The organism is Methylophaga sp. OBS1 (assembly GCF_026319365.1).
This window is the reverse complement of sequence record NZ_JAPDMS010000002.1, coordinates 280,158-305,141: the sequence shown is the minus strand read 5'-3', so window position 1 is coordinate 305,141 and position 24,984 is coordinate 280,158. Positions and strand designations below refer to the sequence as shown.

21 protein-coding genes and 1 tRNA gene are annotated in these 24,984 nt (G+C 53.4%); 15 read left to right on the top strand and 7 right to left on the bottom strand.

All coding sequences use genetic code 11. From position 1 onward, the window contains the following. Position 1 precedes the first annotated feature (1 nt). The 13 genes from fmt to OMQ46_RS08160 are packed head-to-tail and all read left to right on the top strand — an operon-like array spanning position 2 to position 12,289. Positions 2–931, top strand: coding sequence for a methionyl-tRNA formyltransferase (gene fmt, locus OMQ46_RS08220; protein ID WP_266236270.1), 930 nt, complete (start codon positions 2–4; stop codon positions 929–931). Then, a complete protein-coding gene (gene rsmB, locus OMQ46_RS08215; RefSeq protein WP_266236269.1) occupies positions 924–2,225 on the top strand; it encodes a 16S rRNA (cytosine(967)-C(5))-methyltransferase RsmB in 1,302 nt (433 codons plus the stop codon). The genes fmt and rsmB overlap by 8 nt, the downstream gene beginning before the upstream one ends. Next, complete coding sequence (locus OMQ46_RS08210; RefSeq protein ID WP_266236268.1) at positions 2,203–2,781, top strand: DUF4390 domain-containing protein; 579 nt, start codon at positions 2,203–2,205, stop codon at positions 2,779–2,781. Before rsmB ends, OMQ46_RS08210 begins: the two co-directional genes overlap by 23 nt. Beyond that, positions 2,739–4,937, top strand: coding sequence for a sensor histidine kinase (locus OMQ46_RS08205; RefSeq protein ID WP_266236267.1), 2,199 nt, complete (start codon positions 2,739–2,741; stop codon positions 4,935–4,937). The genes OMQ46_RS08210 and OMQ46_RS08205 overlap by 43 nt, the downstream gene beginning before the upstream one ends. After that, positions 4,934–6,208 carry a sigma-54-dependent transcriptional regulator gene (locus tag OMQ46_RS08200; protein ID WP_266236266.1) on the top strand — a complete coding sequence of 425 codons (1,275 nt, stop codon included), beginning with the start codon at positions 4,934–4,936 and terminating at the stop codon, positions 6,206–6,208. Before OMQ46_RS08205 ends, OMQ46_RS08200 begins: the two co-directional genes overlap by 4 nt. Before the next feature lie 9 nt (positions 6,209–6,217). After that, a complete protein-coding gene (trkA, locus tag OMQ46_RS08195) occupies positions 6,218–7,600 on the top strand; it encodes a Trk system potassium transporter TrkA (protein ID WP_266236265.1) in 1,383 nt (460 codons plus the stop codon). Between the two features lie 7 nt (positions 7,601–7,607). Further along, the gene (locus tag OMQ46_RS08190; protein WP_266236264.1) at positions 7,608–8,168 is read left to right on the top strand and encodes a YqgE/AlgH family protein; all 561 of its coding nucleotides are present in this window, start codon (positions 7,608–7,610) and stop codon (positions 8,166–8,168) included. Next, positions 8,165–8,584: a Holliday junction resolvase RuvX gene (ruvX, locus tag OMQ46_RS08185; protein ID WP_266236263.1), complete on the top strand. Its 420-nt coding sequence runs from the start codon at positions 8,165–8,167 to the stop codon at positions 8,582–8,584. The genes OMQ46_RS08190 and ruvX overlap by 4 nt, the downstream gene beginning before the upstream one ends. Beyond that, on the top strand, positions 8,581–9,111 hold the full coding sequence (gene pyrR, locus OMQ46_RS08180; RefSeq protein ID WP_416234837.1) for a bifunctional pyr operon transcriptional regulator/uracil phosphoribosyltransferase PyrR: 531 nt from the start codon (positions 8,581–8,583) through the stop codon (positions 9,109–9,111). Before ruvX ends, pyrR begins: the two co-directional genes overlap by 4 nt. Beyond that, positions 9,101–10,075, top strand: coding sequence for an aspartate carbamoyltransferase catalytic subunit (locus OMQ46_RS08175; protein WP_266236261.1), 975 nt, complete (start codon positions 9,101–9,103; stop codon positions 10,073–10,075). Before pyrR ends, OMQ46_RS08175 begins: the two co-directional genes overlap by 11 nt. After that, positions 10,072–11,349, top strand: coding sequence for a dihydroorotase (locus OMQ46_RS08170; protein ID WP_266236260.1), 1,278 nt, complete (start codon positions 10,072–10,074; stop codon positions 11,347–11,349). Before OMQ46_RS08175 ends, OMQ46_RS08170 begins: the two co-directional genes overlap by 4 nt. A gap of 12 nt (positions 11,350–11,361) precedes the next feature. Next, positions 11,362–11,550: a DUF3012 domain-containing protein gene (locus tag OMQ46_RS08165; RefSeq protein ID WP_266236259.1), complete on the top strand. Its 189-nt coding sequence runs from the start codon at positions 11,362–11,364 to the stop codon at positions 11,548–11,550. Further along, the gene (locus OMQ46_RS08160) at positions 11,540–12,289 is read left to right on the top strand and encodes an HAD family hydrolase (RefSeq protein WP_266236258.1); all 750 of its coding nucleotides are present in this window, start codon (positions 11,540–11,542) and stop codon (positions 12,287–12,289) included. Before OMQ46_RS08165 ends, OMQ46_RS08160 begins: the two co-directional genes overlap by 11 nt. Here the strand turns inward: OMQ46_RS08160 and OMQ46_RS08155 are convergent. Beyond that, on the bottom strand, positions 12,277–15,903 hold the full coding sequence (locus tag OMQ46_RS08155; RefSeq protein WP_266236257.1) for a hydantoinase B/oxoprolinase family protein: 3,627 nt from the start codon (positions 15,901–15,903) through the stop codon (positions 12,277–12,279). The genes OMQ46_RS08160 and OMQ46_RS08155 overlap by 13 nt on opposite strands. 155 nt (positions 15,904–16,058) lie before the next feature. Further along, entirely contained in the window at positions 16,059–17,684 is a 1,626-nt protein-coding gene (locus OMQ46_RS08150) for an inverse autotransporter beta domain-containing protein (RefSeq protein ID WP_266236256.1), read from the bottom strand. 319 nt (positions 17,685–18,003) lie between these two features. Here OMQ46_RS08150 and OMQ46_RS08145 point away from each other — a divergent pair, with 319 nt between their 5' ends. Beyond that, on the top strand, positions 18,004–18,789 hold the full coding sequence (locus OMQ46_RS08145) for a response regulator transcription factor (protein ID WP_266236255.1): 786 nt from the start codon (positions 18,004–18,006) through the stop codon (positions 18,787–18,789). Between the two features lie 447 nt (positions 18,790–19,236). Here OMQ46_RS08145 and OMQ46_RS08140 read toward each other — a convergent pair. The 3 genes from OMQ46_RS08140 to OMQ46_RS08130 form a co-directional block, all read right to left on the bottom strand. Continuing rightward, a tRNA-Asp gene (locus OMQ46_RS08140) sits at positions 19,237–19,313 on the bottom strand. A 109-nt stretch (positions 19,314–19,422) separates the two neighbouring features. Then, positions 19,423–21,174 (bottom strand): 30S ribosomal protein S12 methylthiotransferase accessory factor YcaO, encoded by a 1,752-nt coding sequence (gene ycaO, locus OMQ46_RS08135; protein ID WP_266236254.1) that lies wholly within the window; start codon positions 21,172–21,174, stop codon positions 19,423–19,425. A 69-nt stretch (positions 21,175–21,243) separates the two neighbouring features. Continuing rightward, positions 21,244–22,065 (bottom strand): plastocyanin/azurin family copper-binding protein, encoded by an 822-nt coding sequence (locus OMQ46_RS08130; protein ID WP_266236253.1) that lies wholly within the window; start codon positions 22,063–22,065, stop codon positions 21,244–21,246. A 272-nt stretch (positions 22,066–22,337) separates the two neighbouring features. Here OMQ46_RS08130 and OMQ46_RS08125 point away from each other — a divergent pair, with 272 nt between their 5' ends. Then, complete coding sequence (locus tag OMQ46_RS08125) at positions 22,338–23,651, top strand: DEAD/DEAH box helicase (protein WP_266236252.1); 1,314 nt, start codon at positions 22,338–22,340, stop codon at positions 23,649–23,651. Between the two features lie 106 nt (positions 23,652–23,757). Here the strand turns inward: OMQ46_RS08125 and OMQ46_RS08120 are convergent, their stop codons facing one another. Continuing rightward, the gene (locus OMQ46_RS08120) at positions 23,758–24,111 is read right to left on the bottom strand and encodes a hypothetical protein (protein WP_266236251.1); all 354 of its coding nucleotides are present in this window, start codon (positions 24,109–24,111) and stop codon (positions 23,758–23,760) included. Between the two features lie 2 nt (positions 24,112–24,113). After that, positions 24,114–24,971, bottom strand: coding sequence for a signal peptidase I (gene lepB, locus OMQ46_RS08115; RefSeq protein WP_266236250.1), 858 nt, complete (start codon positions 24,969–24,971; stop codon positions 24,114–24,116). Positions 24,972–24,984 lie beyond the last annotated feature (13 nt).

The window sequence follows — 24,984 nt, the reverse complement described above, 5'->3', positions numbered from 1 at the left end:
CATGCGGATACTTTTTGCCGGTACGCCGGATTTTGCTGCTGAGTGCTTAAAAGCACTGCTTAACAGTGAACATGAAATCTGTGCCGTTTATACCCAGCCTGATCGCCCTGCCGGCCGCGGCCGTAAACTGACGCCCAGTCCGGTCAAACAACTGGCGCTGGAACATAAGCTGCCGGTTGAGCAACCACTTAATTTCAAATCCGAAGACAGCCTGCAAACACTCGCCGGCTATGAAGCCGACTTGATGATCGTCGTTGCCTACGGCCTTCTGTTACCGCAAAAAGTGCTGGATACCCCCAAACTCGGCTGCATTAATGTGCATGCTTCACTGTTACCTCGCTGGCGCGGTGCGGCGCCCATCCAGCGTGCGATACTGGCCGGTGACACCGAAAGCGGTGTCGGCATTATGAAAATGGAAGCCGGACTGGACACTGGTCCGGTGTTACTGGAAGCGCGCTGTCCCATTAATGAATCAGATACCGCCCAGGATTTACATGATCGTCTGGCCGCACTGGGCGCTGAGACTTTGCTACAAAGCCTGGATAATATTGAATCTCGGTTGAAACAAGCTCAGCCCCAGGATGAAAGCCTGTCTACTTACGCCAGAAAACTGGATAAACAGGAAGCCCTGATCGACTGGCAGCGTCCTGCAGCAGAGCTTCTGCGTCAAATTAACGCGTTCAATCCCTGGCCGGTGGCACAGACACAATGGCAGGGTGACACGATGCGGATCTGGCGCGCACAGCTGGGAGATCGTCTCCGTAGCGGCCAACCCGGTGAAATTATCGCCGTAAGCAAACAGGGGCTCGATGTGCAGACCACTGACGGTATTCTCCGCATCACGCAGTTACAACTGCCGGGTAAACGGGCCATGCAGGTGCAGGACTTTCTCAATGCCAACACTATCGATGTAGGAGATGTCCTTGGCTAAAGCGTCCGCCCGCAGTGTTGCCGCCCGGATACTGGTCGGGGTGATGTCAGAACAGCGCTCGCTCACTGCGGTGCTGGCTGAGCACATCAAACAGGTCGAAGAACGCGATCGCGGTTTTTGTCAGCAACTCTGCTATGGCGTGATTCGCTGGCAGCCTCGCTTAACTCTGATTGCCAACAAACTTTTGAAAAAACCGCTGAAGAGCAAAGACGCTGATATCCTTGCCCTGTTGTTGATTGGTCTTTATCAGCTACGAGAATTAAAAACGCCGCCCCACGCCGCGATATCTGAAACTGTCAATGCCGCCAAACAACTGGGTAAACAATGGGCTGGTGGGCTGCTTAATGCCTGCCTGCGTAACTACCAGCGTCAGCAAAACGATATCGATGCTGCTGTTGAGACAAACGCGCATGCGCGCTTTGCTCACCCAAGATGGTTATTAGAACGTTACCAGCTGGACTGGCCCGAGCAGTGGCAACAGATTTGTGAGGCCAATAATCAGCAACCACCCATGATGCTGCGTGTAAACAGGCAGCAATGTGATCGCGATCATTATCTGCGGTTACTCGCTGAGGAGGGCATTGAAGCCCAGGCACTGGATACCGGCAATACCGCCATCTTGCTGGCTAACCCTTGTGACGTGCATAAACTGCCAGGATTCTTTGACGGCATGGCCTCGGTACAGGATGGCGCCGCCCAGCGGGTGGCAGAACTGCTCGCTATTCAGCCGGGCCAGCGAGTTCTGGATGCCTGCGCCGCACCCGGAGGCAAAACCGGTCACATACTGGAGCAGGCGCCTGAGAACGAGGTCATTGCTCTGGATATCTCTGACAAACGCCTGCAAGCTATCGCCGACAACCTGTCACGGCTTAATCTGTCTGCTTCGCTGGTTGCGACTGATGCGGCTGATACCGGCCTCTGGTGGGATGGTGAAGCTTTTGATCGCATTCTGGTTGATGCGCCCTGCACCGGCAGTGGTGTGATTCGGCGTCATCCCGATATCAAACTGCTGCGAAGGCCTGAGGACATAGACCAGCTGGCCGAGACACAAAAGCAATTGCTGGATAATCTGTGGCCGTTGCTGAAACCGGGCGGCCTGATGGTTTACACTACCTGCTCTGCCTTCAAACAAGAGAACGAGCAGCAAATTGAAGCGTTTCTGCAACGACATCCGGATGCCGCCGAAGTCAGGCCAGACAGGCCCCCGGCGCAGCCACGCCCGTTTGGCTTCCAACGACTGCCCGGCGACGATGTCATGGACGGCTTTTATTATGCCTGCCTGCAACGCCACTAAACGCTGGTTATGTTTTACAGCCATCCTGTTACTGGGCTTCAGTAGCCTGGCACACGCCACTATTTTCAGCGTCAACAATCCCAGAGTCGATCAAATAGGCAACGGCTATGTGCTCAATGCCCAAATTGACTACCCGCTGACGCCTCGGGTAATTGAAGCCCTGCATAATGGTGTGCCCATAACGTTTTTTCAAGAATTGAAACTGGTTGAGAGTATTCCCATTCTGGGCCGTTTCTGGCAATGGGAAACCAACTTGTGGCAGAGTCGCCTGCACTATGAGCTGCGCTACCATGCTTTGTCCGAACAATACGTACTGAAAGCGCTGGAAACTGATGACCAGCAGAACTTCCCTCATCTTGAAGGGGCACTACAGGCTCTGGGGCAGATTCATGATCTGAGCCTGCCGCCTGAATATACTCATAACGTCGATGATCTGTTGCTGCTGATTCGCAGTGGTCTCGATCTGAGCGCATTACCCACTCCAATGCGGCCCGGCGCGATGATTTCCAGCAAATGGCAGTTAACCAGTCCCTGGGTCAGAGCGGTATGGCCTTAGCCTTTATCAAGCGCCTCAGCTCAGGAACGGCTCCTTATTTCTCTCTGGCTTTGCTGTTGCTGGCGATGGCCGGACTGCTCAGCGTCGCCACCCAGGACAGCTCCAGACTCAACGATTTGTTTCTGGTCATTTTTGGTATTGGGTTGCTGTGCCTGTTGTTGCTGGCCGCGATTCTGGCTCGCAGCATGTACCGTCTCTACCGCGATTTCAAGCGTCACGAGGCCGGTTCCCGGCTCACCGTCAGACTGGTCAGCCTGTTTGTTTTGCTGATCCTGGTCGCCACCACCATTGTTTACGGTTTCTCGATGCATTTCCTGCACCGGGGTATCAACAGCTGGTTTGATGTCAAAATTGAGCAGGCCCTGAATGACTCACTGGAACTGAGTCGCACTTCTTTTGGCATCCGGATGCGTACCCTGCTGCGTCAGACCCGGATGATGGCCGGCGTGCTCAGTGAGTTACCGGATTCCGAGCTGTCACACAGCCTGCGTGATCTGAATAACCTGAGCGGCGCATTGGAAGTCAGTATCTGGGGTCTGGATGGCACACCGGTCGCCTCGAGTATTGAAACACCTACTATCATGGTGCCTGACCGCCCCAATGACAGCATCATCAGCCAGCTGCTGCAGGGTGAAGATTATATCGGCCTCGATCCAACCGAAAATGACGATCTGCGGTTACGCGCAACGGTACGGATCCCACGTCAGTCAGTGCTGGCCGAAGAGCGCATGCTCAATGTGCTTTTCCCTATCAATGATCGCCTCAGTGATCTGGGTGAAACCGTGCAGGCCGCCTACACTGATTACAAGGAACTCAGCTATCTGCGTAAACCCCTGATCACGGTCTTCACCTTAAGTCTCAGCCTGATTGTATTTCTTACCATTCTGGTGTCGATCTGGTTCGCAGTCTGGATTTCACGACGGATAGTCGAACCGCTGCAGGGACTTGCCGAAGGTACCCAGGCGGTCGCCTCCGGTAACTACAACATGCAGCTCACTGCTTCCGGCCATGATGAAATCGGTTTTCTGGTGCGGTCTTTCAACCAGATGACACAGCGTCTGACCCAGGCCCGAAATGCCTCGCAGCGCAGTCATCGTCTGCTGGAACAACAAACCAGTTATCTGACTACAGTTCTGGGCAGTCTCTCCAGCGGCGTCGTCACCGTCGACAAACGTCTGTATCTGCATACGGCCAACAATGCCAGCAGTAAAATTCTGGGCATCAACCTGCAGCAGCGGCTTGAGAGTCCACTGTCAAAGCTGGCCGGACTCAACCACAATATGCAGACCTTCTGCCAGATGATTGAAAGCTGTGCCGGCAAAGGAATGAATTGGGAACAACAGATTGAGTTGCAGAAACCCAAGGGTAATCAGACACTGATTTGTCACGGCACCCGATTGCCTAACGAGGCCGGCTGGGTGATCGTATTTGAAGATATCACCGCCCTGTTACAAGCCCAGCGGCATGCTGCCTGGGGCGAGGTGGCACGACGACTGGCCCATGAGATCAAAAATCCGCTGACCCCGATTCAACTGTCTGCGGAGCGGCTGCAACGCAAATATACTTCGCTGGTTCCGGCTGAACAGAGTGAAGGACTGAATAAACTGACCGACACCATCGTTCAGCAGGTGGAAGCGATGAAGGAGATGGTCAACGAGTTCTCTGAATACGCCCGTACGCCCGCACTGCAGATGCAGTGGCACGCCATCGGTGTGTTGATTCGGGAAGTACTGACCATGTATCAGAGCAACCCCAACCACCAGTTTGCCTTACTCAACAGCCGGGAAGAGATTCGCATCCGGGTCGATGCCAATCGTTTCCGTCAGGTCATGCACAACCTGTTGAAAAACGCCATTGAAGCCTGCGAAGATGCGGGCTTGCCGGTCGATATCGTCATCAGCTATCACCCGGTTGAGAGCCTGCAGCGGGAGTGGCTGGAAATCCATCTGCGCGATCATGGTCCCGGCATTCCTGAAGACATCATTGATAAACTGTTCGAACCTTATGCGACCACCAAGCATAAGGGCACCGGGCTGGGTCTGGCGATTGTTAAAAAGATTATTGAAGAACATGGCGGCGATGTCTGGGCAGAGAATCACGGTTCAGAAGGAACCAGTATAATTATCAGATTACCACTGGAGGATCATCACTTGTGAGTGCTGATAAACCCTTGATTCTGGTTGTCGACGATGAGCCCGATATTCGGGAGCTGATTAAAGACATTCTGGAAGACGAAAACTATCAGGTCCAAATCGCCGCCAACGGCGAGGAGGCGAAAACGGCATTCAACCGGCAACTGCCGGACCTGGTGCTATTAGATATCTGGATGCCTGATATCGATGGCATCACTCTGCTGAAAGAGTTTAAGGAACAGAACAAAACCGTCACCATTGTCATGATGTCGGGTCACGGCACCATCGAAACCGCGGTTGAGGCGACCCGCCTGGGTGCGGCCGATTTTATTGAGAAACCGTTGTCGATGGCCAAGTTGCTGCGTGGCGTGGAAATGGCTTTGGAAAATCGGGCCAAACAAGTAGCGATTCAGCGTGAAATGTCGCAGGTGCCGGTGGGTAAAAGCAACCAGATGAGTTTGCTGCGCGAGCAGGTAGAGCGCATCGCCGAACATGATATGCCCATCATGCTGGTTGGCGAACCGGGTGCCGGCAAGCACTGTTTCGCACATTATCTGCACAGTCTCGGCAACTACGCGGATGGCAAATTTATTGAACTCAGCCCGGAAAGTTTTCCGCTCGACAGCCTCAAAATCAAATCGCTGGCACGCGGTAATTGCCTCTACATCAATGACCTGGCCCTGCTCAGTGATGAAGCTCAGGCTTTACTGCTGCACTTGTTGGAAAGCAAACAGCTGGGCGAATGTCAGTTGGTGTGTGCGACCCAGTACTCGTTGCAGAAATCGGTTGAAAATGATGACTTCCTCGACAGCCTGCTTTACCAGCTCAACAGTATCACGCTGGTAGTGCCACCACTGAACGAGCATATTGAGGACATTCCCGAGCTGGTGCATCACTTTGTCGACTTGCAGACGACCCAGGCTGGCATGCCCTACCGCCGCTTTAGCGTCGCAGCCCAGAACCGGCTACGCAATCATGACTGGCCCGGCAACGTGCTTGAATTGAAAAATGTCATTCAGCGGCTTCTGGTATTGGGTGACGGTGATGATATTGATGTGGCGGATATCGAGCAGGCGCTGGAAACTGAAGCAGAGGCCGCCGCCGAAGGCGATGAAACTATCAATTTCGATCTGCCGCTGCGTGAGGCCCGTGAACAGTTCGAACGTATTTATCTGCTGCGCAAATTGCAGGAAACTGACGGTAACGTCGGTAAAGCGGCGAAACTCGCCGGCATGGAAAGAACGCATCTCTACCGCAAATTACGCTCTCTGGGTATCGATACCAAGCAAATCTAGGAAGGCACGATGAAAATTCTTATTCTGGGTGCGGGACAAGTCGGTGCATCGGTCGCGGCCACGCTGGCACGCGAGGACGATGATGTTACGTTGGTAGATACCAACAACAGCAACCTGCTGAAACTGCAGGATCACTACGATATTCAGACCATTCAGGGCGAAGCCTCGCATCCGGACGTGCTGGCACGTGCCGGTGCTGAGGATGCCGACTTGATTCTCGCCGTAACCAACAGCGATGAAACCAATATGGTCGCCTGTCAGATCTGTCATACGCTGTATAACACGCCCACCAAGATTGCCCGTATCCGCAATACCGGTTATCTGTCGACACCGCAGATTTTCGATAAGGAAAACCCGCAGGCGATACCCATCGATATGCTGATCAGCCCTGAGCAGATCGTGACTGAATACATTCAGCGTTTGATCAGCCACCCCAATGCGCTGCAGGTGCTGGATTTCTCTGAAGGCCGGGTGCAGCTGGTTGCCGTCAGAGCCGTTAATGGCGGGCCGCTGGTGGGTCATCCACTGCGCGACCTGAAACGCCATATTCCCAAAACTGAAACCCGGGTCGCGGCGATTTTCCGTGAAGGCAGACCGATTACCCCGACCGGCGATACCGTGATTCAGGTTGACGACGAAGTTTTCTTTATTGCTGCCAGTAAGGATATCCGCGCCGTGATGGGCGAACTGGGCCGGCTGGAAAAACCCTATCGCCGCATTATGCTGGCCGGCGGTGGCAATATCGGTGCCCGCCTCGCCAAAGCACTGGAAAAGCAATATCAAATCAAGCTGATTGAAGCCAATCCTGAGCGCGCCGAATACCTGTCGGAAGAACTGGCGGATACCATCGTACTGCTTGGCGACGTCGCCAATGAAGAGCTGCTGCTGGAAGAGGAAATCGACAAGGTCGACCTGTTCTGCGCCCTCACCAATGACGATGAGGCCAACATCCTGTCATCCATGCTCGCCAAGCGGCTGGGGGCGACCAAGGTGTTGTCCCTGATCAACCGCGCCGCCTATGTGGATCTGGTGGAAAGCGGCAGTATTGATATCGCGCTATCGCCGCAGCAGGCCACTATCGGCAGTCTGCTGGCACATATCCGCCGCGGTGATATTGTGGCGGTGCACTCGCTGCGACGTGGCGCTGCAGAAGCGCTGGAAGCCATAGCTCACGGAGACAGCAGCTCCTCGATGGTAGTGGGTCGCCGTATCGATGAGATTGACCTGCCACCGGGCACCACCATTGGCGCTATTGTGCGCGGGGAGGAAGTCATCGTCGCCCACCATGATACGATTATCGAATCCGAAGACCATGTGATCCTGTTCCTGGTCAATAAGCGCTATATTAAAGAAGTGGAACGCCTGTTCCAGGTTGGCTTTACCTTCTTCTAGAGGCGAGATGGAATCGAATCTGCAAAATTGCTTTCTGGTGGCAATGCCGGCGCTGAACGATACCTTTTTCTATCGCTCAGTCGTCTATCTTTGCGAGCATGACCAGAACGGGGCCATGGGGCTGATTATCAACCGCCCCACCAAGGTCATGCTGGAAGAGTTGTTGTCGCATCTCAAGATTGAAAACGACAGCGACTACATCAAAAATACCCCCGTCCTGTTCGGCGGTCCGGTGCAGAAAGGCCAGGGTATGGTCATTCACGACCAGGCTGAGGCCGGCTGGAAGTCCAGTCTAAAGCTCACTGACAATATTTTCCTGACCACCTCCACCGACATTCTGGAAGCGATAGGTACCGAGCAGGGACCGGAACATGCCCTGGTTACCCTGGGCTATGCCGGCTGGGGCGCCGGTCAGCTGGAGCAGGAACTGGCGGATAACAGCTGGCTCACGGTACCGGCCAACCAGGATCTCCTGTTCGATACACCGGCCGATGAGCGCTGGCAGGCCGCCGCCCGCTTGCTGGGCATTGATATCAACCTAATGTCCAACAGCAGCGGCCACGCATGACTACAGCCAGAACCATTCTAGGTTTTGACTTCGGCATGAAAAATATCGGTATTGCCGTCGGCCAGGAACTGACCCGAACCGCCAATCCGCTGACAGCGATCAAAGCCCGTGACGGTATTCCTGACTGGGATCAGATAGCTAAGCTGCTCAGTGAATGGCAACCGGCCTTATTAATTGTGGGACTGCCGCTCAATATGGACGGCACCGAGCAGGAAATGACCGCAGCAGCGCGCCGCTTCGGTAATCGCCTGCACGGACGCTTTCAGCTGCCGGTAGAATGGCAGGATGAACGACTCAGCACCTATGAGGCACTGGATCATCTCGGGATCCGCAGTAAAATGGACTCTCGACAGCGTAGCGACGTCGATCAGTTATCGGCACAACTCATCCTTCAATCATGGCTGAATCAACAATGACCACCGCACTCACTCAAACACAGGTTCAGGATCTGCTGAAAAACATGGCCGCAGATATCGATAAGCGACTCGGCGACCGCCATCCGCTCCTAATCGGTATTCATACCGGCGGGGTCTGGGTTGCCAGGGCACTGCAGGACATTCTGGGACCGGAATTCTTTGAGGCCTCTCTCGGCACCCTGAACATTGCCTATTATCGCGATGATTTCACCCGCATCGGCATGCATCCGCAGGTCACTCCTTCCGACCTGCCTTTCAGTGTCGACGGTCGCCACCTGCTACTGGTTGATGATGTGCTGCATAGCGGCCGCACCACCCGTGCCGCCCTCAATGAGATCTTCGACTACGGCCGCCCCGCCAGCGTCACCCTGGCGGTGTTGATTGAACGCAATGGCCGTGAACTGCCGATTCAACCGGATATCATCGGTAAATCGCTGGAGCTGGATAAAGATCAGCAAATCAAACTGGTCAATAAGGATGGGCTGCAACTGGAATACCGCACCAAGGGAGTGGTGAATGAAGAATAACCAACTGACCGACAGCGGCCAGCTGCGCCACTTCCTGACCATCGAAGGACTGAAAAAGCCGCTGCTGACCGAAATCATGGATCGTGCCGAACAGTTCTCCGGCATTACGCACCGTCAGGTCAAAAAAGTGCCGATCCTGCGCGGTAAAACCATTGTTAACCTGTTTTTTGAGAACTCGACCCGCACCCGTTCGACCTTTGAGCTGGCCGCCAAACGCCTGTCAGCCGATGTGATGAATTTCAATATCAGTACCTCGGCCACCTCCAAAGGCGAAAGCCTGCTGGATACCCTGCATAACCTGGAATCGATGCACACCGACATGTTCGTGGTGCGGCACAACCAGAGCGGCGCGGCTGAATTCATCGCGCAGCATGTCGCCCCCCATGTCAGCGTCATCAACGCCGGTGATGGCTGTCATGCCCACCCTACCCAGGCGATGCTGGATATGTTTACCATCCGCCGCCATAAGCAGGAATTTCACAATCTGCGGGTGGCGATTGTCGGCGACATTCTGCATTCGCGGGTGGCCCGCTCCCAGATTCAGGCTCTGGCCACCTTGGGGGTCGGAGAAATCCGGGTAATAGGCCCCAAAACCCTGCTGCCCGCCGACTGCCAGACTCTGGGCGTGCATGTCTATCACGATATGGAAGCCGGGCTGGAAGGCGTGGATGTCATCATCATGCTGCGGCTGCAGCTCGAGCGAATGCAGGGCGCTTTGCTGCCCAGCGCACGCGAATATTTCCACTGCTTCGGCCTCACCGAAGATAAGCTGAAACTCGCTAAACCCGATGCCATCGTCATGCATCCCGGCCCGATTAACCGCGGCGTTGAAATTGCTTCCAGCGTGGCTGACGGACCCCAGTCGGTGATTCTGGAACAGGTCACCCATGGTATTGCGATTCGCATGGCCGTGATGTCAATGGCGCTGGGCGCGCAGTCAGAACAAAACGAGATACCTGCATGAAGATCCGTATAAAAAACGGCCGCGTCATCGATCCGGCCAGTCAGCTTGATGCCCGCCAGGATGTGTTTATCAGTGACGGCAAAATTGTCGCTATCGGCGACTATCTTGATGGCTTCAGCGCCGATCGTGTCATAGATGCCACCGGACTGATGGTCATCCCGGGTCTGATTGATTTGAGCGTCAGGCTGCGCGAGCCGGGTCAGGAACATACCGCGACCATTCAGTCCGAGACTGCAGCGGCAGCGGCTGGTGGTGTCACTACGGTCTGTGTACCACCGGATACCGCTCCGGTCATTGATAATCCAGCCGTCGTCGAACTGATTGAAGATCGTGCCAAAAAAGCAGGCCGCACCATGGTGCTGAGCATGGGGGCGATGACACAGAATCTTGAGGGCGAACTGCTGGCAGAAATGGCGCGTCTTAAAGACGCCGGCTGTATCGGCATCAGCAACGGACTGTCAGCAATCAAAAACAGCGTGATTCAACAGCGGGCGATGGCCTATGGCGCTACGCTGGATATGACCCTGTTTCTTAATGCTGCGGATCCCTGGCTGCAACAACAGGGCTGCGTGCACGAAGGCGCGGTCAGCTCGCGACTGGGTTTGGGCGGTATCCCGGAAAGCGCGGAAATTATCGGTGTCAGCCGAGATTTAATCCTGATTGAGCAAACCGGAGTACGTGCTCACTTTCATAATTTATCCAGTGGTAAAGCGGTCAAACTGATTCGCGACGCACAGAACCGGGGGCTGCCGGTCACCGCCGATGTCAGTGCCCACCACCTGCATTTATCCGAGCATGACCTGGGTAATTACGACGCCCTGAGTCATGTGTTGCCGCCGCTACGCAGTATTCGTGACCGCGAGCAGTTGCAACAGGGCGTGCGAGACGGTGTCATTGCCGCCATCTCCTCGCATCATCAGCCACTGGATCGCGATGACAAGCTGGGTCCCTTCGCCGAAACCCAACCTGGCATCTCAGGACTTGAGACCCTGCTGTCTCTGACTCTCAAGCTGGTGGAAGATGATGAAATCGAACTCCAGCGCGCGATCGCCGCGTTGACCTGTAATCCGGCCGATATTCTAGGCATCGATGCCGGTCAGCTGAAAACCGGGGCGGTCGCCGATATCTGTCTGGTGGACCCCGATTCTGAGTTTGAGTGCCAGCCGCTGAATTTTGTCAGTGCCGGTAAAAACAGCCCCTTTGCCGGTTGGCTGTTCAATCACCAGGTCAGCCATACGCTGTTTCACGGCCGGCTGGTTTATGAACGAGATTAAAAGGACATTGATATGCTGAAAACCCGCCTCCTGAGCCTGACAGCGATGGGTCTGCTGAGTCTGCTACTGACTGCGTGCAGCCCGGAAGTTGGCAGCGACAAGTGGTGTCAGAATATGGAGTCCAAGCCTAAAGGGGACTGGACCGCCAACGAAGCGACCGATTACGCCAAGCACTGCCTGTTCAAAACTGATGACTCATAAAATCTATGCCTTTGATTTTGATGGCGTGATCTGTGACAGCGCCATCGAGACCGGCACTGCCGGCTGGCTGGTGGCACGCAAGCTGTGGTCCGATATGCCGGAGACCATGCCGGCAGGGTTGATGCCACAGTTTCGCACTGTCAGACCGGTGATGGAAACCGGCTACGAAGCCACCCTGATCATGCGTCTGCTGTACGAGGGCATGTCGACAGAGATGTTGATGGACGCCTTTCATCACCAGATTGAAGCCCTGTTGCTGCGCGATCAGCTGAATATCGATGAACTCAAGGAAGTCTTCGGTACCACCCGTGATGAATGGATCGCCCAAGACTTCGTCAGCTGGATTGAGATGAATCCGCTTTTTGACGGCATTGCCGACAAATTGAATCAAATCGACTCCGATAACTGCTTTATCATTACCACCAAGCAGGAACGTTTTGTCGATCATATTCTCAGTGCCAACCAGATTTCATTCCCACTTGAGCAAATCTACGGTCTGGATCGTAATCTGAGCAAACAGCAAATCCTGACTGATCTGAGCCTGGAGCGGCCTGAAGACGAGATTCTGTTTATCGAAGACCGCTTGCCCACCCTGATTAATGTCATCACCGATGACCGCCTGGACAAGGTCAGGCTGTTCCTTGCCGACTGGGGCTACAATACGGCTGAGGATCGCGACAGCGCGGCCAGTATCAAGCGAATTAAAACCATCAGCCTCGCTGATATTCACGCTTTATAGGCTTTACCGAAACCACCGCCACCCGGCGTGCAGATTTCGATCTGATCACCGGCCTTGAGTTCGACCTGATCGCAGGCTGCCAGTGTCTTATCAGCACCATTGGCACGGATAAGCCGGTTAACACCGCAGTGACCGGCTTCACCGCCGTCCAGGCCAAAGGCCGGGAACCGGCGGCCATTGGAGAGAATACTGACCGTCACCGGTTCCAGGAAAGCCAGGCGCCTTATCGCCCCATCGCCGCCATGCCAGCGGCCCTGACCACCGGAACCTTTCCAGATTTCGTGCTTGATGATTCGAACCGGGTAACGGCTTTCCAACACCTCGGGATCAGTGAGCCTGGAATTGGTCATCAGGCTCTGCACCACCGGGCTACCGTCAAAACCATCGATTAACTCACCCTGTTCATCAAAGATGCCACCGGCACCGCTGCCGCCCGCCAGGGTTTCGTAGTACTGTTGACGTGCATTACCGAAAGTCAGGTTATTCATGGTCGGCTGCGCCGACGCCATCACGCCCAGCGCGCCGTAAAGGGCATTGGTGATACAGGTCGAGGTTTCGACATTACCGGCGACGACCGAGGCCGGATACACCGGGTTGAGCATACAACCTTCAGGAATCATCAGGCTAAGCGGCTTCAGACAACCGACATTGAGCGGAATCTCATCATCCACCAGGGTCCGGAACACATACAATACAGCGGCAATAGCGACCGCTTTGGGCGCATTAAAGTTATTCTTCTGCTGAGCACTGGTACCGCTGAAATCGATCTCGGCCCGGCGCCGTTGTTTATCCACCCGAATGGCGACCTGAATGTTGCTGCCATTATCAAGCTGAACCCTGAACTCACCATCATGCAGCCGATCGATGACCTTTCTGACAGCCTGCTCGGCATTATCCTGCACATGCTGCATATAGGCCTGTACCACTTCCAGGCCATACTCAGTGCAGAGTTTCTGCAGTTCCTGTACGCCTTTTTCATTGGCGGCGATTTGTGCCCGACAATCGGCCAGATTCTGAGCAATATTCCGCGCCGGATACTTGCCCTGCTGCAGCAAATCGACCAGCGCCTGTTCACGCAGTTCACCGCCTGATACCAGCTTGAAGTTACTGATACAGATGCCCTCTTCCTCAATATGCACTGAGAAAGGCGGGATCGAACCCGGCGTCAGACCACCGATATCGGCATGGTGACCACGGCTGCCGACGTAAAACAGCGGGCTGCTGTGTCCCTCGACGAACACCGGGGTAATGACGGTCATGTCCGGCAGATGAGTACCGCCATAATAGGGATCATTCAATAAAAAGACGTCACCGGCTTCTATCGTGTCGCGATTAGCCTCGATCACCGATTTAATGCTTTCCCCCATTGACCCTAGGTGCACCGGCACATGCGGAGCATTAGCGATCAGATGACCTTCGGCATCAAACAAAGCACAGGAAAAATCCAGCCGCTCCTTGATATTAACTGACATGGCGGTATTCTGCAGTTGCAGCCCCATCTGTTCGGCAATGTTCATAAACAGATTATTGAACACTTCCAGCATCACCGGATCCACCTCAGTGACTATCTTTTCATGCGTCTGTGACTGCTGAATCTGCCTCAGCAGAAGATGCTGACGGGCGCTGACCTCGGCCTGCCAGCCGGGCTCAATCACCGTCGTAGCATTCGACTCGGTCAGAATGGCCGGGCCCAGAATCTTATCGCCCGCCTGCAAAAGCGCCCGTTCAATCAGTGGCGCTTCATGCCACTCGCCCTGGCTGAAAAACCGAACGGTATCGGTCACGGGAATATCCCTTGCCTGATACAGCGTTGAAACCGTTTCCTCAGGCGCCGTCGATTGCAACAGCGCTTCAACCGAAATCGCTTCGACTATCAGGGTTTTATCCGGCTGCAGGAAGGAAAAACGCTGCTGATAAGCCTGCCTGAAAGCGGCTGTGATGGATTCCATCTCTCCAGCAGGGACTATTATCGCGGTATCACTACCCTGATAACGGACATGCAGGCGCTGATTGACGCGCAGCTCGCCGGCATCAGCATACTGCTGACTCAAGTCCTGCTGTGCTTGCTCACTCAAGTCGGCTAATTCCGACTCAATCTCTACCAGATTCGACTCGTTCAGTGCCAGATCGAGACTTTTCTCCCGGATCAGACTCTGGTCAGCAAGCCCCATACCATAGGCACTGAGCACACCGGCAAAAGGATGAATCAGAATCTGTGTCATGCCCAGGGCTTCAGCCACCAGGCAGGCATGCTGGGCGCCGGCGCCACCGAAACACTGCATCAGATAACGGGTCACATCATAGCCGCGCGCCACTGAGATTTTTTTGATCGCATTGGCCATCTGCTGCACCGCAATTCGGATAAAGCCCTCGGCGACCTGTTCCGCATCCAGTCCGGTCTGCTCCGCCAACTCGGCAAAGCCCTGCGCCACGACCTTCTTATCCAGCGGCTGATTGGCATCGGGACCAAATACATGGGGGAAGAAACCGGGCTGGATTTTGCCCAGCATCAGGTTGGCGTCGGTGACCGTCAGCGGACCGCCACGGCGATAACAGGCCGGTCCGGGATTGGCACCGGCACTGTCAGGGCCGACGCGAAAACGGGCGCCATCGTAGTGCAATACCGACCCGCCACCGGCTGCCACAGTATGAATACGCATCATCGGCGCACGCATTCTGATGCCGGCAACCTGGGTTTCAAACTCGCGCTCGAATTCACCGGCATAATGCGACACATCGGTGGAAGTACCGCCCATATCAAAGCCGATAACCTGCTTAAAACCGGCTTTTTCAGCGGTTTTAGCCATACCCACTATGCCGCCGGCAGGTCCCGACAGAATCGCGTCCTTGCCCTGAAACTGATCGGCACCGGTGAGCCCACCCGAAGATTGCATAAAATACAGTGGCACACCCGGCATTTGCCGCGAAACCTGATCCACATAACGCCGCAGAATGGGTGACAGGTAGGCATCGACCACGGTGGTATCACCGCGGCTGACAAATTTGATCATGGGCGTGACTTCATGCGAACAGCTTATCTGTTCATAACCGATAGCCCGGGCCAGCTTTTTGGCGATGATTTCATGTTGCTGAAAGCGATAGCCATGCAGAAAAACAATGGCAATGCTGCGATAACCGGCCGCAAACAACTCGGTGAGCTGATGTTCAAGCCTGGTTTGATTAAGCGGCGTCAGAACCTCACCGTCATGGCCCGTCCGCTCCTGCGCTTCCACCACGGTCTGATAAAGACGTTCAGGTAACTGAATATGCCGGTCAAACAGGCGTGGACGGTTTTGATAGGCAATGGCCAGTGCATCACGAAAACCGGCCGTTGTGATCAAGGCCACCCGCTCTCCCTTGCGTTCAAGCAGGGCGTTGGTGGCCACCGTCGTGCCCATCTTGACGGCACTGACCTGAGCGGCCGGTATCAGTTCATCTTCAGCCAGCCCCAAAAAATGGCGAATCCCAGCCACAGCGGCGTCCTGATACTGTTCCGGGTTATCCGACAGCAGTTTATGCGTCTCAATGCCACCATCCGGGCGCTGCGCGACGATATCTGTAAAGGTACCCCCGCGGTCAATCCAGAACTGCCATTTTTGTTCAGATAAAGCCATCGGACCCGCTTTAAGCAAAAAGCCGATTATAACGGCTATGCAGCCATCAGGTCAGGTAGCTCTCATCTGCTTTTAAACCATCAGTTGCTTATTTTAACCAGTCGTTGTGGTATCAAATAAACAAGCGATTGTAGTGTCTCCCAACGCTATTTAACTCAGGGGCAGCTGATATTGCCATTGGTCTCAATTGAGCCTGTAATGGTATAGGCGCCAACGATATAACAGGTGACGAGGTTTGATGTATTACCTGTACCCGAGAGGTTATTGATCGTCACACCAGAGAGTAGGTATGTACGCAAAGTTGCGGCGGTGCCGCCTATGTTCAGGCTATTATTAGAAAAGTCGATATTGGCGTTATTATCGACAAAGCTTATAACATGAGCAGATGAGCCATTGGCGATAACGTTGATATTGTTATTGCGTATGGTGACATTGCGGCTACTCCTTACATCTAGAATAGCGGCTGTACTGATACTCACCTCTGAGGTGAGCGTGTTGTTCAGAATTTTGACGTTGTCTTTACCCTCGATTCTGGCGATTATTGATGAACTTGAATTTGTTATTTTGGCTTTCACACCGATAAGACTGCTGTTATCAGCCATATCAAAAAACCGATTTGCGCCACTGCCACTGCCTGAAATGCCTGCACCTGAGAGACTAGCTGATGGTGTGGTAATGTTGACGCTTCTTCCTGAAGGGGTTTTGACCTTAAGGTTGGCACTGCCTAAAATCTGCTGCCCTTGCTGAACTGTCGTGAGAGTGTTTACCCCGGTGTAATCACCGTTCAGGATGACCGTCGTGTTTTCACCCGCGTTAGCAATAGCGGTACTGAAATTATTGCCATTAACGCTGTCATCAAACAGCACGATGCGTTTACCATCGGCGGTTTCGCGAATCTTTTCTGGCGAGCCATAGCTGCCTGCCTGGCTGACCACATCGACATCGCGGACAACAGGATCTGTCATCCGTTGCTCCATGGCTGTCAGCGCTCGACCTGATCTAGCCTTTGTGCCCCCCAATGGAATGCTGAGTCGCAACATGGCAAAACGCTGGCTGCCACGTGGATCGTCATGCTGGTATTCCAGCCCCAGCGATAAACGCGAACCTCTCGACAAGAAAGGTAAAGCATTGAATTTCATTTCCAGTCGAGCGCGCGGCCCCTGGATGGTGTCTGCCCGGCTGTCGGTAAACCGGTAGCCACCGGCATAGATACGTAATTGCTTGTCGTCTTCAGGAGTAAATACCGGAATACGCCAACCGATTTCAGCATCGTAACCGCTCATGGAGCGCTCTTCACCGGCACGATAGGTGATGGCAGTGCCGGAAAAGTCAGCAGTACCTAAACTCTCCTCAAAGTAGCTGGTTTCTCCTACGGGGATATAGGCATTGGCACGTAAGTCCCAATCCATTGATAGTGCTTCTACCCCTATGGTGACTTGATTGAAAAAATTGTCATAGGGGCTTTTACGACGGTCAAAATAACCATAGCCACCGAGGTTCCAGCCATTGTCCAGCATGTGCCGAAAACCCACACCGATGTTGCCTTCATAGCTGTCATCGTTATCCATTCGACCGCGCAGATTGGCAAACAGCAGGCTGTCGTTGTTTTGCCACAGCGGGATGAGTAAATCTGCTTCACCCAGGCTGCGCTGATTACCGAGTTTGCCTTCGAAGTCGATGCGTGGTTGCCACTTTTCCGTTGAGGGTGCTGTTTCAGCCTGGACCGTTGAGCAGGCGGCAAGGCTGGCAGTAAGCATGAGAGAGAGAAAAGTTTTGTTCATCCACGTTCCTTACTTTTAAATTTTCATTTGTTGCTGGCTGAACATGAACAAAGGTTGAGTGAGAGTTGCATCCATGCTCTTCGCAGTGCATTATCGATGTGTAATGCAGCATATTTCTCTTTTTCGCCGAAAATCCTGACAAAGTTTGGATATATCAAAGATTTTTCAAACCACTAGGATTGTCATTCGGCTTGAACAAACGGCTTAACAACAAGCTGCAATGTTTTTTAATGTTAAGGCATGCATGTTAAGTAAAGAGCCGCTGCCGTGGTAGTCACTGATCAGTGACACTTTTGACTTTGAATAATGAAGTAACCTCATGGAAGATTTTCAAAAACAGGCCATTCACCAACTTTGGGATGAGATGGCTGCCAGCAGTGCCTCCCGTTCACTGGACATGCTCGATACCACACTGGATAGACTCGCCAAACTGGTTGACGCCCAGCAAGCCTACTGGATAGGTAGTTTGCGTATTGATGCCATTGCCGATACGGATCCGGCTTCAGGCTGGCGGGCAAGGCATAACTACTATCTCAAACATACTGCCAAGCGAGAGGCTGTTCGCAAGGAACATTATCGCCGTCTCGAGCGTGGACAGGTTGATCCAAGCATTCTTGCCAATCTCAAGAATGCCGGTACCTTCAGGATCAATATCAAACACGAGATGGTGCCGCCGGAATGGTTTGAGTCGGAGATTTATAAAAAACTGTTTGTACCTTTTGATATTCGCGATGTGATCTTTGTTGCCACACCGATCAGTCCTGATGTGGAATCATGGATGATATTTGAGCGCGGCGGCAAGGATTGGCAGTGGTTTGGTGAAGCAGAGCGTCAGCTACTCGATTATGCTGTGCGCCCAACGCAGTGGTTTCAAAAACAGCTCACTCTTCATCACGGTATTTACCTCGCCCAAGAGACGCTGACACCCGCTGAGCGTCGTGTTTTAAGTGGTTTATTAACGAACAAAACCGAGGCTGAGATCGCAGAGGAGTTGGATTTGAGTCAAAGTACGGTTCACACTTATTGTGTCCGTATCTGCAGAAAATTTAGTGTGCGGGGCCGGAGTGGGCTCATTTCATTATGGCTCGGTGAGGCGCAGGAGTAGAATCGCTCACCACACCGCCAGGATAAACAACTCAGCCTCTCACCGATCAACTGGGTGACGCCCTATCTGCTGCTGTTAAAAAAGTTTATTACTAACGGGCGTTTATAAAAAACAATCCAATGAACAAAACTGATATTTGAGTTTGTCAGATTATCGTCGTCCCTGAAAAGGGAAACGGTGCTGATTTTCCATGGGGAGATGTTAAAGAAAAAATGGCGGAGCGGACGGGACTATTCGCTACATCCCTATAGCTCACCTTGCTTTGCAAGGCCAGCCTGCGGCTGTTCAAAAATGCTTAACTCCAGGGACGGAGTGTATGCAAGGCAATGTATGGAACATTGCTTGTCCTGGCATTTTTGTCGAACCATTGATTTGAATGTCGCGGATTCTCGTCGTGCCTGAAACGGGAAATGCTGTTGTATAGAACTTGGGGATTCAAAAGAAAAGTGGCGGAGCGGACGGGACTCGAACCCGCGACCCCCGGCGTGACAGGCCGGTATTCTAACCAACTGAACTACCGCTCCACTTTTTTCTTTTCACCGGCTGAAACAAGCCGGTTGCGAGAAGAAGCGTGCAAATATACAGCAAAAATTTCAAAGGTGTTAGTGTTTACTGAAAAAAATTTCAGATTTTTTAATCTCCCTTTTGCCAGAAACGCTGCTTGGCCCGCTGTAGCTTCTCGTAGCCTGCCAGTAAAGCTTGATGACGATCAAAGCCTTGCAGACTTAAGCCTGGTGTATGCAGTCCATGAAACACGGTTCTGCCTTCGACGATTTCAACGCCCTCATTCACGGTCTGCTCACCGTACATCTGTGCCAGGCTGCGGCGATAGTCACCATAATCGCGCTCGCTATGCCATTTGATATCCAGCAAAGCACGCAGACAACGATAGAAACGCTGCTGGGCTTCATCGCCCTGCCCTAAAGACAGACACCAGTCGACCCACTCCAGCGCCTGCTCATCTTCCAGCGCCAGACACAGCATCAGTTTGATTTCGCCCAGACGCACACTGGCCCAAAGCGTACCAGGATCCGGTGCCAGACCAATAAACTGGGCCACCGGCGCATGATCGTTAAAACCGCCCTCTTCCAGCGCGATCAGCAGTGCCTGCCAGCTGTCCCGATCGCCCTGTTTCAGTGACAGCAGTGCTTCGCGGAATAAAGCACCTTCATTATTATTTTCCCAGACCAGCTCATCGACCGGGTAAATATCGGACATGCCCGGCACCAGAATGCGGCAGGCATAGACATCCAGATGCCGGTAGTCGGCGATATAGATATCAAAGCCCAGATCATGAATGATGCCGGTCAGCCAGCTGAACTCATCACCGGTGCTGGCATCATGATCCCAGTCGACAAACTCATAATCCGGGACTTCCCGGAAAAAGTCGTAGGAAATGTAGCCACTGGAATCAATAAAGTGCATTTCCAGGTTAGCCGGCGAAGCGACTTCTTCCATATCAAAGGTCGGCGGGTGGAATACGTCCAGTTGATCCAGGCCGCGCCCCTGCAGCAACTCGGTAACGGTGCGTTCCAGCGCCACTTCAAAACTGGGGTGGGCACCGAAAGAGGCAAACACCGACCCGTCGCGCGGGTTTATCAGGGTCACATTCATAACCGGGAACTGGCCGCCCAGGGAGGCATCCGCCACTTTCAACTGATAGCCATGACCGGCCAGTTCTTCAAGCGCCGCTTTGATCTTGGGAAAACGATCGATTACGGATTGTGGAACCCCCGGCAGACAGAGACCTTCAGCAATAATCCGGTTTTTTACGTAGCGCTCGAAGACTTCTGACAGGCCCTGCACCCGCGCTTCATTTTGCGTGTTACCGGCAGACATGCCGTTGCTGACATAGATATTGCCGATGATATTGACCGGGAAGTAACGGACCGCATCATCTCTGACACGGGTATAGGGCACAGCACAGATACCGCGCTCGGTATTACCGGAATTGGTATCCACCAGTTGCTCTGGCGTGAGCTCCTGATTGGGATCGAAATGTGCCCACAGGTCTTCGTCCAGCAGCCCTTGTGGCATATCACCGTTTTCCGATCTGAACCAGCGCTCATCCGGATAATGCACAAACTCGGCCTGACTGTGCGCTTCCCCCAGGTAAAAGTCGGCGAAGAAATAATTACAGCTCAGGCGTTCGAAATATTCACCCAGCGCACTGGCCAGACAGGCCTTGGCACTGCTGCCTTTGCCATTGGTAAACATCAGCGGACAGGATTTATCTCGGATATGCACCGAATACACATGACTGACCGGATTCAGCCAGGACGCTTCTTCCACCTCAAAACCGAACTCTTTCAGTGTCTGCTGCATGGTGGCAATACTGGTTTCCAGATCCCGGTCTTTGCCTTTGATAAAGGTTTTTTCTGACATCGTCATTTCCAAAAAAGAACCCCCTGCCCGATAAACGGACAGAGGGCTTTTCAGTCGTATTAAATAAGATTACATTTCTTCAGCAGCGGCGATAGCTTTTCTGGCCAGACGGCCTTCCGCGCCTTTGGCATCCGCAGCCTTGATTGCTTCCAGGTTCACTGGATTACCGACTATGATGGCACCGCCCATACCGGCACCGATATGCGGGGTGCATTTGTAGACATAGATGCCTTCCTGGCTGAAAGTGCGTTCATAGTTCTTGCCCAATTCAGAGTGCCAGGCTTCCGCACCTTCCGGGATCAGTCCTTCAATCGATTGCGTATCGTGGGTGGGCATATTTTCCCAGGCTACGGTATCACCAGGCTGAATCTTGACCACCAGCGGGCTGTATTTCAGGCCTTGAGCGGTCACAATATGCATTTCACCACCTGCAGCGGCCTGTTTAGCTTCTTCTACCGCCTGTTCGGCTTCATTAGCCAAATCCGCAGCCGCAGTTTCTGCCTCCTGAGCCATTTCGGCAGCGGCGCTTTCTGCTTCTGCCATCATATCACCGGCTTCAGACTGCAATTCTTCCGTCGGCGTGGCTTCGGCTTCCACTTCATCTTGAATTACCGTTTCCGGCACGGCTTCCTGAGCATCTTCCATGTGTTCGGTGACGGTTTCATTCACACCACCCGCTTCATTCTGTGCCAGCGGCTGCGTGGTTTCATCTTTGACCGAGGCCGGTGCAACAGCACTTTGTTCAGCAATATCGGCTTCGCTTTGCGGTGTCGGTACCTGACCATATCGTTCTTCACTATCATCGACAAAGACCGTTGTCACCAGCACCACAACAAAAATCGCGACGATAGCGATTATTGCTGCAACCATAATGGCATTTTTCTTATACATAATCCCTCCTGAATTAAAGAATACAAATCCATCATAACATCACTACATGACAGGCTTGTGCAGATAAAATCGAACACCATCGACTTTATCTGTCATACTACGACAGAGACGACAAAAATCCATTGTCAGTTCCTGTCCGGCGCTCCGCCACAGTTATCAACCCTACAATCCCCTTTGTGTCAGCAGGCCTTTTGAAGGCACTGAATCACAACAGGCTCGCGCCAGCTTTAAGCTGTGCAGCGCCGGGATTGCGCTAATTTTTGAGTATTTTTATGACATTTTCATCTCTCGGTCTCAGTGATCCCATTCTGCGGGCCATTGCCGAACAGGGTTACGATCAGCCAACCCCCATTCAGGCCCAGGCGATCCCGGCCATCATGAGCGGCCAGGACGTCATGGCTGCGGCCCAGACCGGTACCGGCAAGACTGCTGGTTTCACGCTGCCCATTCTGCACCGGCTGGCACCCGGCAAACCGGCCGCCGGCAACCAGGCTCGCGCGCTCATCCTGACCCCCACCCGTGAACTGGCTGCCCAGGTAGCAGACAGTATCGACACTTATGGTAAACACCTGCGACTACGTTCAACCGTGGTGTTTGGTGGCGTCAAAATCAACCCTCAGATGATGAAACTGCGGCGCGGCACCGATTTGCTGGTAGCGACCCCCGGCCGTTTACTGGACTTGTACCAACAGAACGCGATTCGCTTTGATCAGCTAGAGGTACTGGTATTGGACGAGGCTGACCGAATGCTGGATATGGGGTTTATTCACGATATTCGCAAAATCATCGCTCTGTTACCTAAAAAGCGTCAGAACCTGCTGTTTTCAGCCACCTTCTCCAGCGACATCCGCAATCTCGCCAAAACGCTGGTCAGCAATCCGGTGGAAGTCTCGGTGTCACCGGCCAACAGTACCGCTGCAACCGTCAAACAGTGGATAGTACCGGTGGATAAAAAGCAAAAGCCGGCCGTATTAAGTCATCTCATTCGCGACAATAACTGGTTTCAGGTTCTGGTTTTTTCCCGAACCAAACACGGTGCCAATAAGCTGACCAAACATCTCGATAGTGCTGGCCTCAAAGCCGCTGCGATTCACGGCAATAAAAGTCAGGCAGCCCGAACCCGCGCGCTGGCTGAATTCAAGGCAGGTGAGATTCAGGTGCTGGTTGCCACCGATATTGCCGCCCGCGGCCTGGATATAGACCAACTACCGCATGTCATTAATGTCGACTTACCCAATGTCGCTGAAGACTATGTTCACCGTATCGGCCGCACCGGTCGGGCCGGCGCCAGTGGTGAAGCTATCTCCCTGGTCAGTGCTGACGAAGCCGATCAGTTGTTCGCGATAGAACGGCTGATTGGCAAAACCCTGTCACGGGAATATATCGATGACTTCGAGCCGGTGCATGAGGTGCCTGCATCAAGACCCGTCACAGCCGCCAAACAGCGTCCTCGTCGCCCTAAAAAGCCCAGACCGGAACACCGGGATGGTCAACGCAGTGAAACCGCACACACACAAAAACGGCGGCGGCCGTCACAGCCCAGGGCCGGTCAACGCGCTCGGCGCAATGCGCCTAAAGCCTCTTAAGTCATGCCTGACTGAGAAGATGGGTTTACCATGATGCGTCCGGCCGGATAGCGCTGGCCGGCCGCATCAATGATCGGTGCAATCACAGGAGCACCGCTGGCAGACTTTAATCTTTATTGACTTCCCGTTTATCGATATACATCAATACAATCTGGCGATCGGTATAAATATCATTGCTGCTGTCTTTTCTGACGGTCTCGTAAAATTCACGAAACTGGGGATCACGTTGTTTCATTCCTTCCAGATCCTGCAACAGTACTTGTGCCTGAAAAGCGGTCGGCGCGGTATCAAAGTGACGCGAAGCGCAGTAAATAGCCGGAGTCTGACCAGCCTGTTCAGCCTTTGTCTTGTTTTCCGCGTCGAACAGACAGTTATGGTAATTTTCCTGCGCTTCAGCAAAAGCTGCGCCTGCTGTGAGGCACAGTATCAGGATACCGAAAGACAAACCGTTGTTATGCATTTTTAGTCTCCGCTGATTTTCGAGCTCAGACTCCGCACAAAACGCTTCAGTTCCGTTAAACGCCAGGGCTTGTCAGCCAAACGATAGACCTGCTTACCCACTAGCTCAGCCATGGGTATGGCCCCCCAGTAACGGCTATCACGATTGTTATCGCGATTATCAGCGAGTACAAAAACCTGATTTTCTGGCACGGTGGTATGCACAACGCCTTCGGGGATCCACTTCTGATTTTGTAGGTCGTCAAGGTAATGTTCTGACTGCCACTCACCGTTAACAAATAAACCTCCGCCGTGCACAGTGACTTGCTCTCCGGGTAAGGCCACCACCCGCTGAAGCACTTCACGGTGAGTCTCAGGGTCAATCAACAACACGATATCACCATGCTGAAGTGTATCGGGCTGACCAATATCAGCGCCAATCACCACCCAGTCGTACTTCTTGAATGTACCCGACATGGCGTTATCCGTTACCTGGTGCAGGCTTAGTTGAAGTTTGACCACCAGTGCCAGCGACAACCACAGCAAACAGAGTCCACAGAAAATAAGCCAGAATCCTGTATAGCGATACCATCGCTGTGATTCATGCTGAACCATTGGACTCTGCCTGCGGGCACGATGCCAGCCGAAAATCAGCGTTAAAAGCCAGAGCGTGACTGATAGCAAGGGTAGAACGACGAGCGGTAACGGTGCACTTAGATGCCAGGGAAACAGTAATAATGCAAACCAGGGCAGGACGACCAGAATCATTAACAGCCAGGCGTCACGTGGCTGTCCCAGGTAATACAGACCCAGCCCGGGTGCCAGTATGTTCATCCCCGCCGCCATTGACGGAGAGCGGTGTTTTACAAACAGTGCCTGCATTCGCGATTCTCCC

What these genes read in the sequence shown, in the direction of transcription:
- OMQ46_RS08130 (WP_266236253.1), bottom strand. Translation starts at nt 22,065, where the DNA reads ATGTATAAGAAAAATGCCATTATGGTTGCAGCAATAATCGCTATCGTC.
- OMQ46_RS08205 (WP_266236267.1), top strand. Translation starts at nt 2,739, where the DNA reads ATGGCAGTTAACCAGTCCCTGGGTCAGAGCGGTATGGCCTTAGCCTTT.
- OMQ46_RS08145 (WP_266236255.1), top strand. Translation starts at nt 18,004, where the DNA reads ATGGAAGATTTTCAAAAACAGGCCATTCACCAACTTTGGGATGAGATG.
- OMQ46_RS08165 (WP_266236259.1), top strand. Translation starts at nt 11,362, where the DNA reads ATGCTGAAAACCCGCCTCCTGAGCCTGACAGCGATGGGTCTGCTGAGT.
- pyrR (WP_416234837.1), top strand. Translation starts at nt 8,581, where the DNA reads ATGACCACCGCACTCACTCAAACACAGGTTCAGGATCTGCTGAAAAAC.
- OMQ46_RS08170 (WP_266236260.1), top strand. Translation starts at nt 10,072, where the DNA reads ATGAAGATCCGTATAAAAAACGGCCGCGTCATCGATCCGGCCAGTCAG.
- OMQ46_RS08175 (WP_266236261.1), top strand. Translation starts at nt 9,101, where the DNA reads ATGAAGAATAACCAACTGACCGACAGCGGCCAGCTGCGCCACTTCCTG.
- OMQ46_RS08160 (WP_266236258.1), top strand. Translation starts at nt 11,540, where the DNA reads ATGACTCATAAAATCTATGCCTTTGATTTTGATGGCGTGATCTGTGAC.
- trkA (WP_266236265.1), top strand. Translation starts at nt 6,218, where the DNA reads ATGAAAATTCTTATTCTGGGTGCGGGACAAGTCGGTGCATCGGTCGCG.
- OMQ46_RS08155 (WP_266236257.1), bottom strand. Translation starts at nt 15,903, where the DNA reads ATGGCTTTATCTGAACAAAAATGGCAGTTCTGGATTGACCGCGGGGGT.
- OMQ46_RS08120 (WP_266236251.1), bottom strand. Translation starts at nt 24,111, where the DNA reads ATGCATAACAACGGTTTGTCTTTCGGTATCCTGATACTGTGCCTCACA.
- OMQ46_RS08190 (WP_266236264.1), top strand. Translation starts at nt 7,608, where the DNA reads ATGGAATCGAATCTGCAAAATTGCTTTCTGGTGGCAATGCCGGCGCTG.
- ycaO (WP_266236254.1), bottom strand. Translation starts at nt 21,174, where the DNA reads ATGTCAGAAAAAACCTTTATCAAAGGCAAAGACCGGGATCTGGAAACC.
- lepB (WP_266236250.1), bottom strand. Translation starts at nt 24,971, where the DNA reads ATGCAGGCACTGTTTGTAAAACACCGCTCTCCGTCAATGGCGGCGGGG.
- fmt (WP_266236270.1), top strand. Translation starts at nt 2, where the DNA reads ATGCGGATACTTTTTGCCGGTACGCCGGATTTTGCTGCTGAGTGCTTA.
- OMQ46_RS08125 (WP_266236252.1), top strand. Translation starts at nt 22,338, where the DNA reads ATGACATTTTCATCTCTCGGTCTCAGTGATCCCATTCTGCGGGCCATT.
- OMQ46_RS08150 (WP_266236256.1), bottom strand. Translation starts at nt 17,684, where the DNA reads ATGAACAAAACTTTTCTCTCTCTCATGCTTACTGCCAGCCTTGCCGCC.
- OMQ46_RS08210 (WP_266236268.1), top strand. Translation starts at nt 2,203, where the DNA reads ATGCCTGCCTGCAACGCCACTAAACGCTGGTTATGTTTTACAGCCATC.
- ruvX (WP_266236263.1), top strand. Translation starts at nt 8,165, where the DNA reads ATGACTACAGCCAGAACCATTCTAGGTTTTGACTTCGGCATGAAAAAT.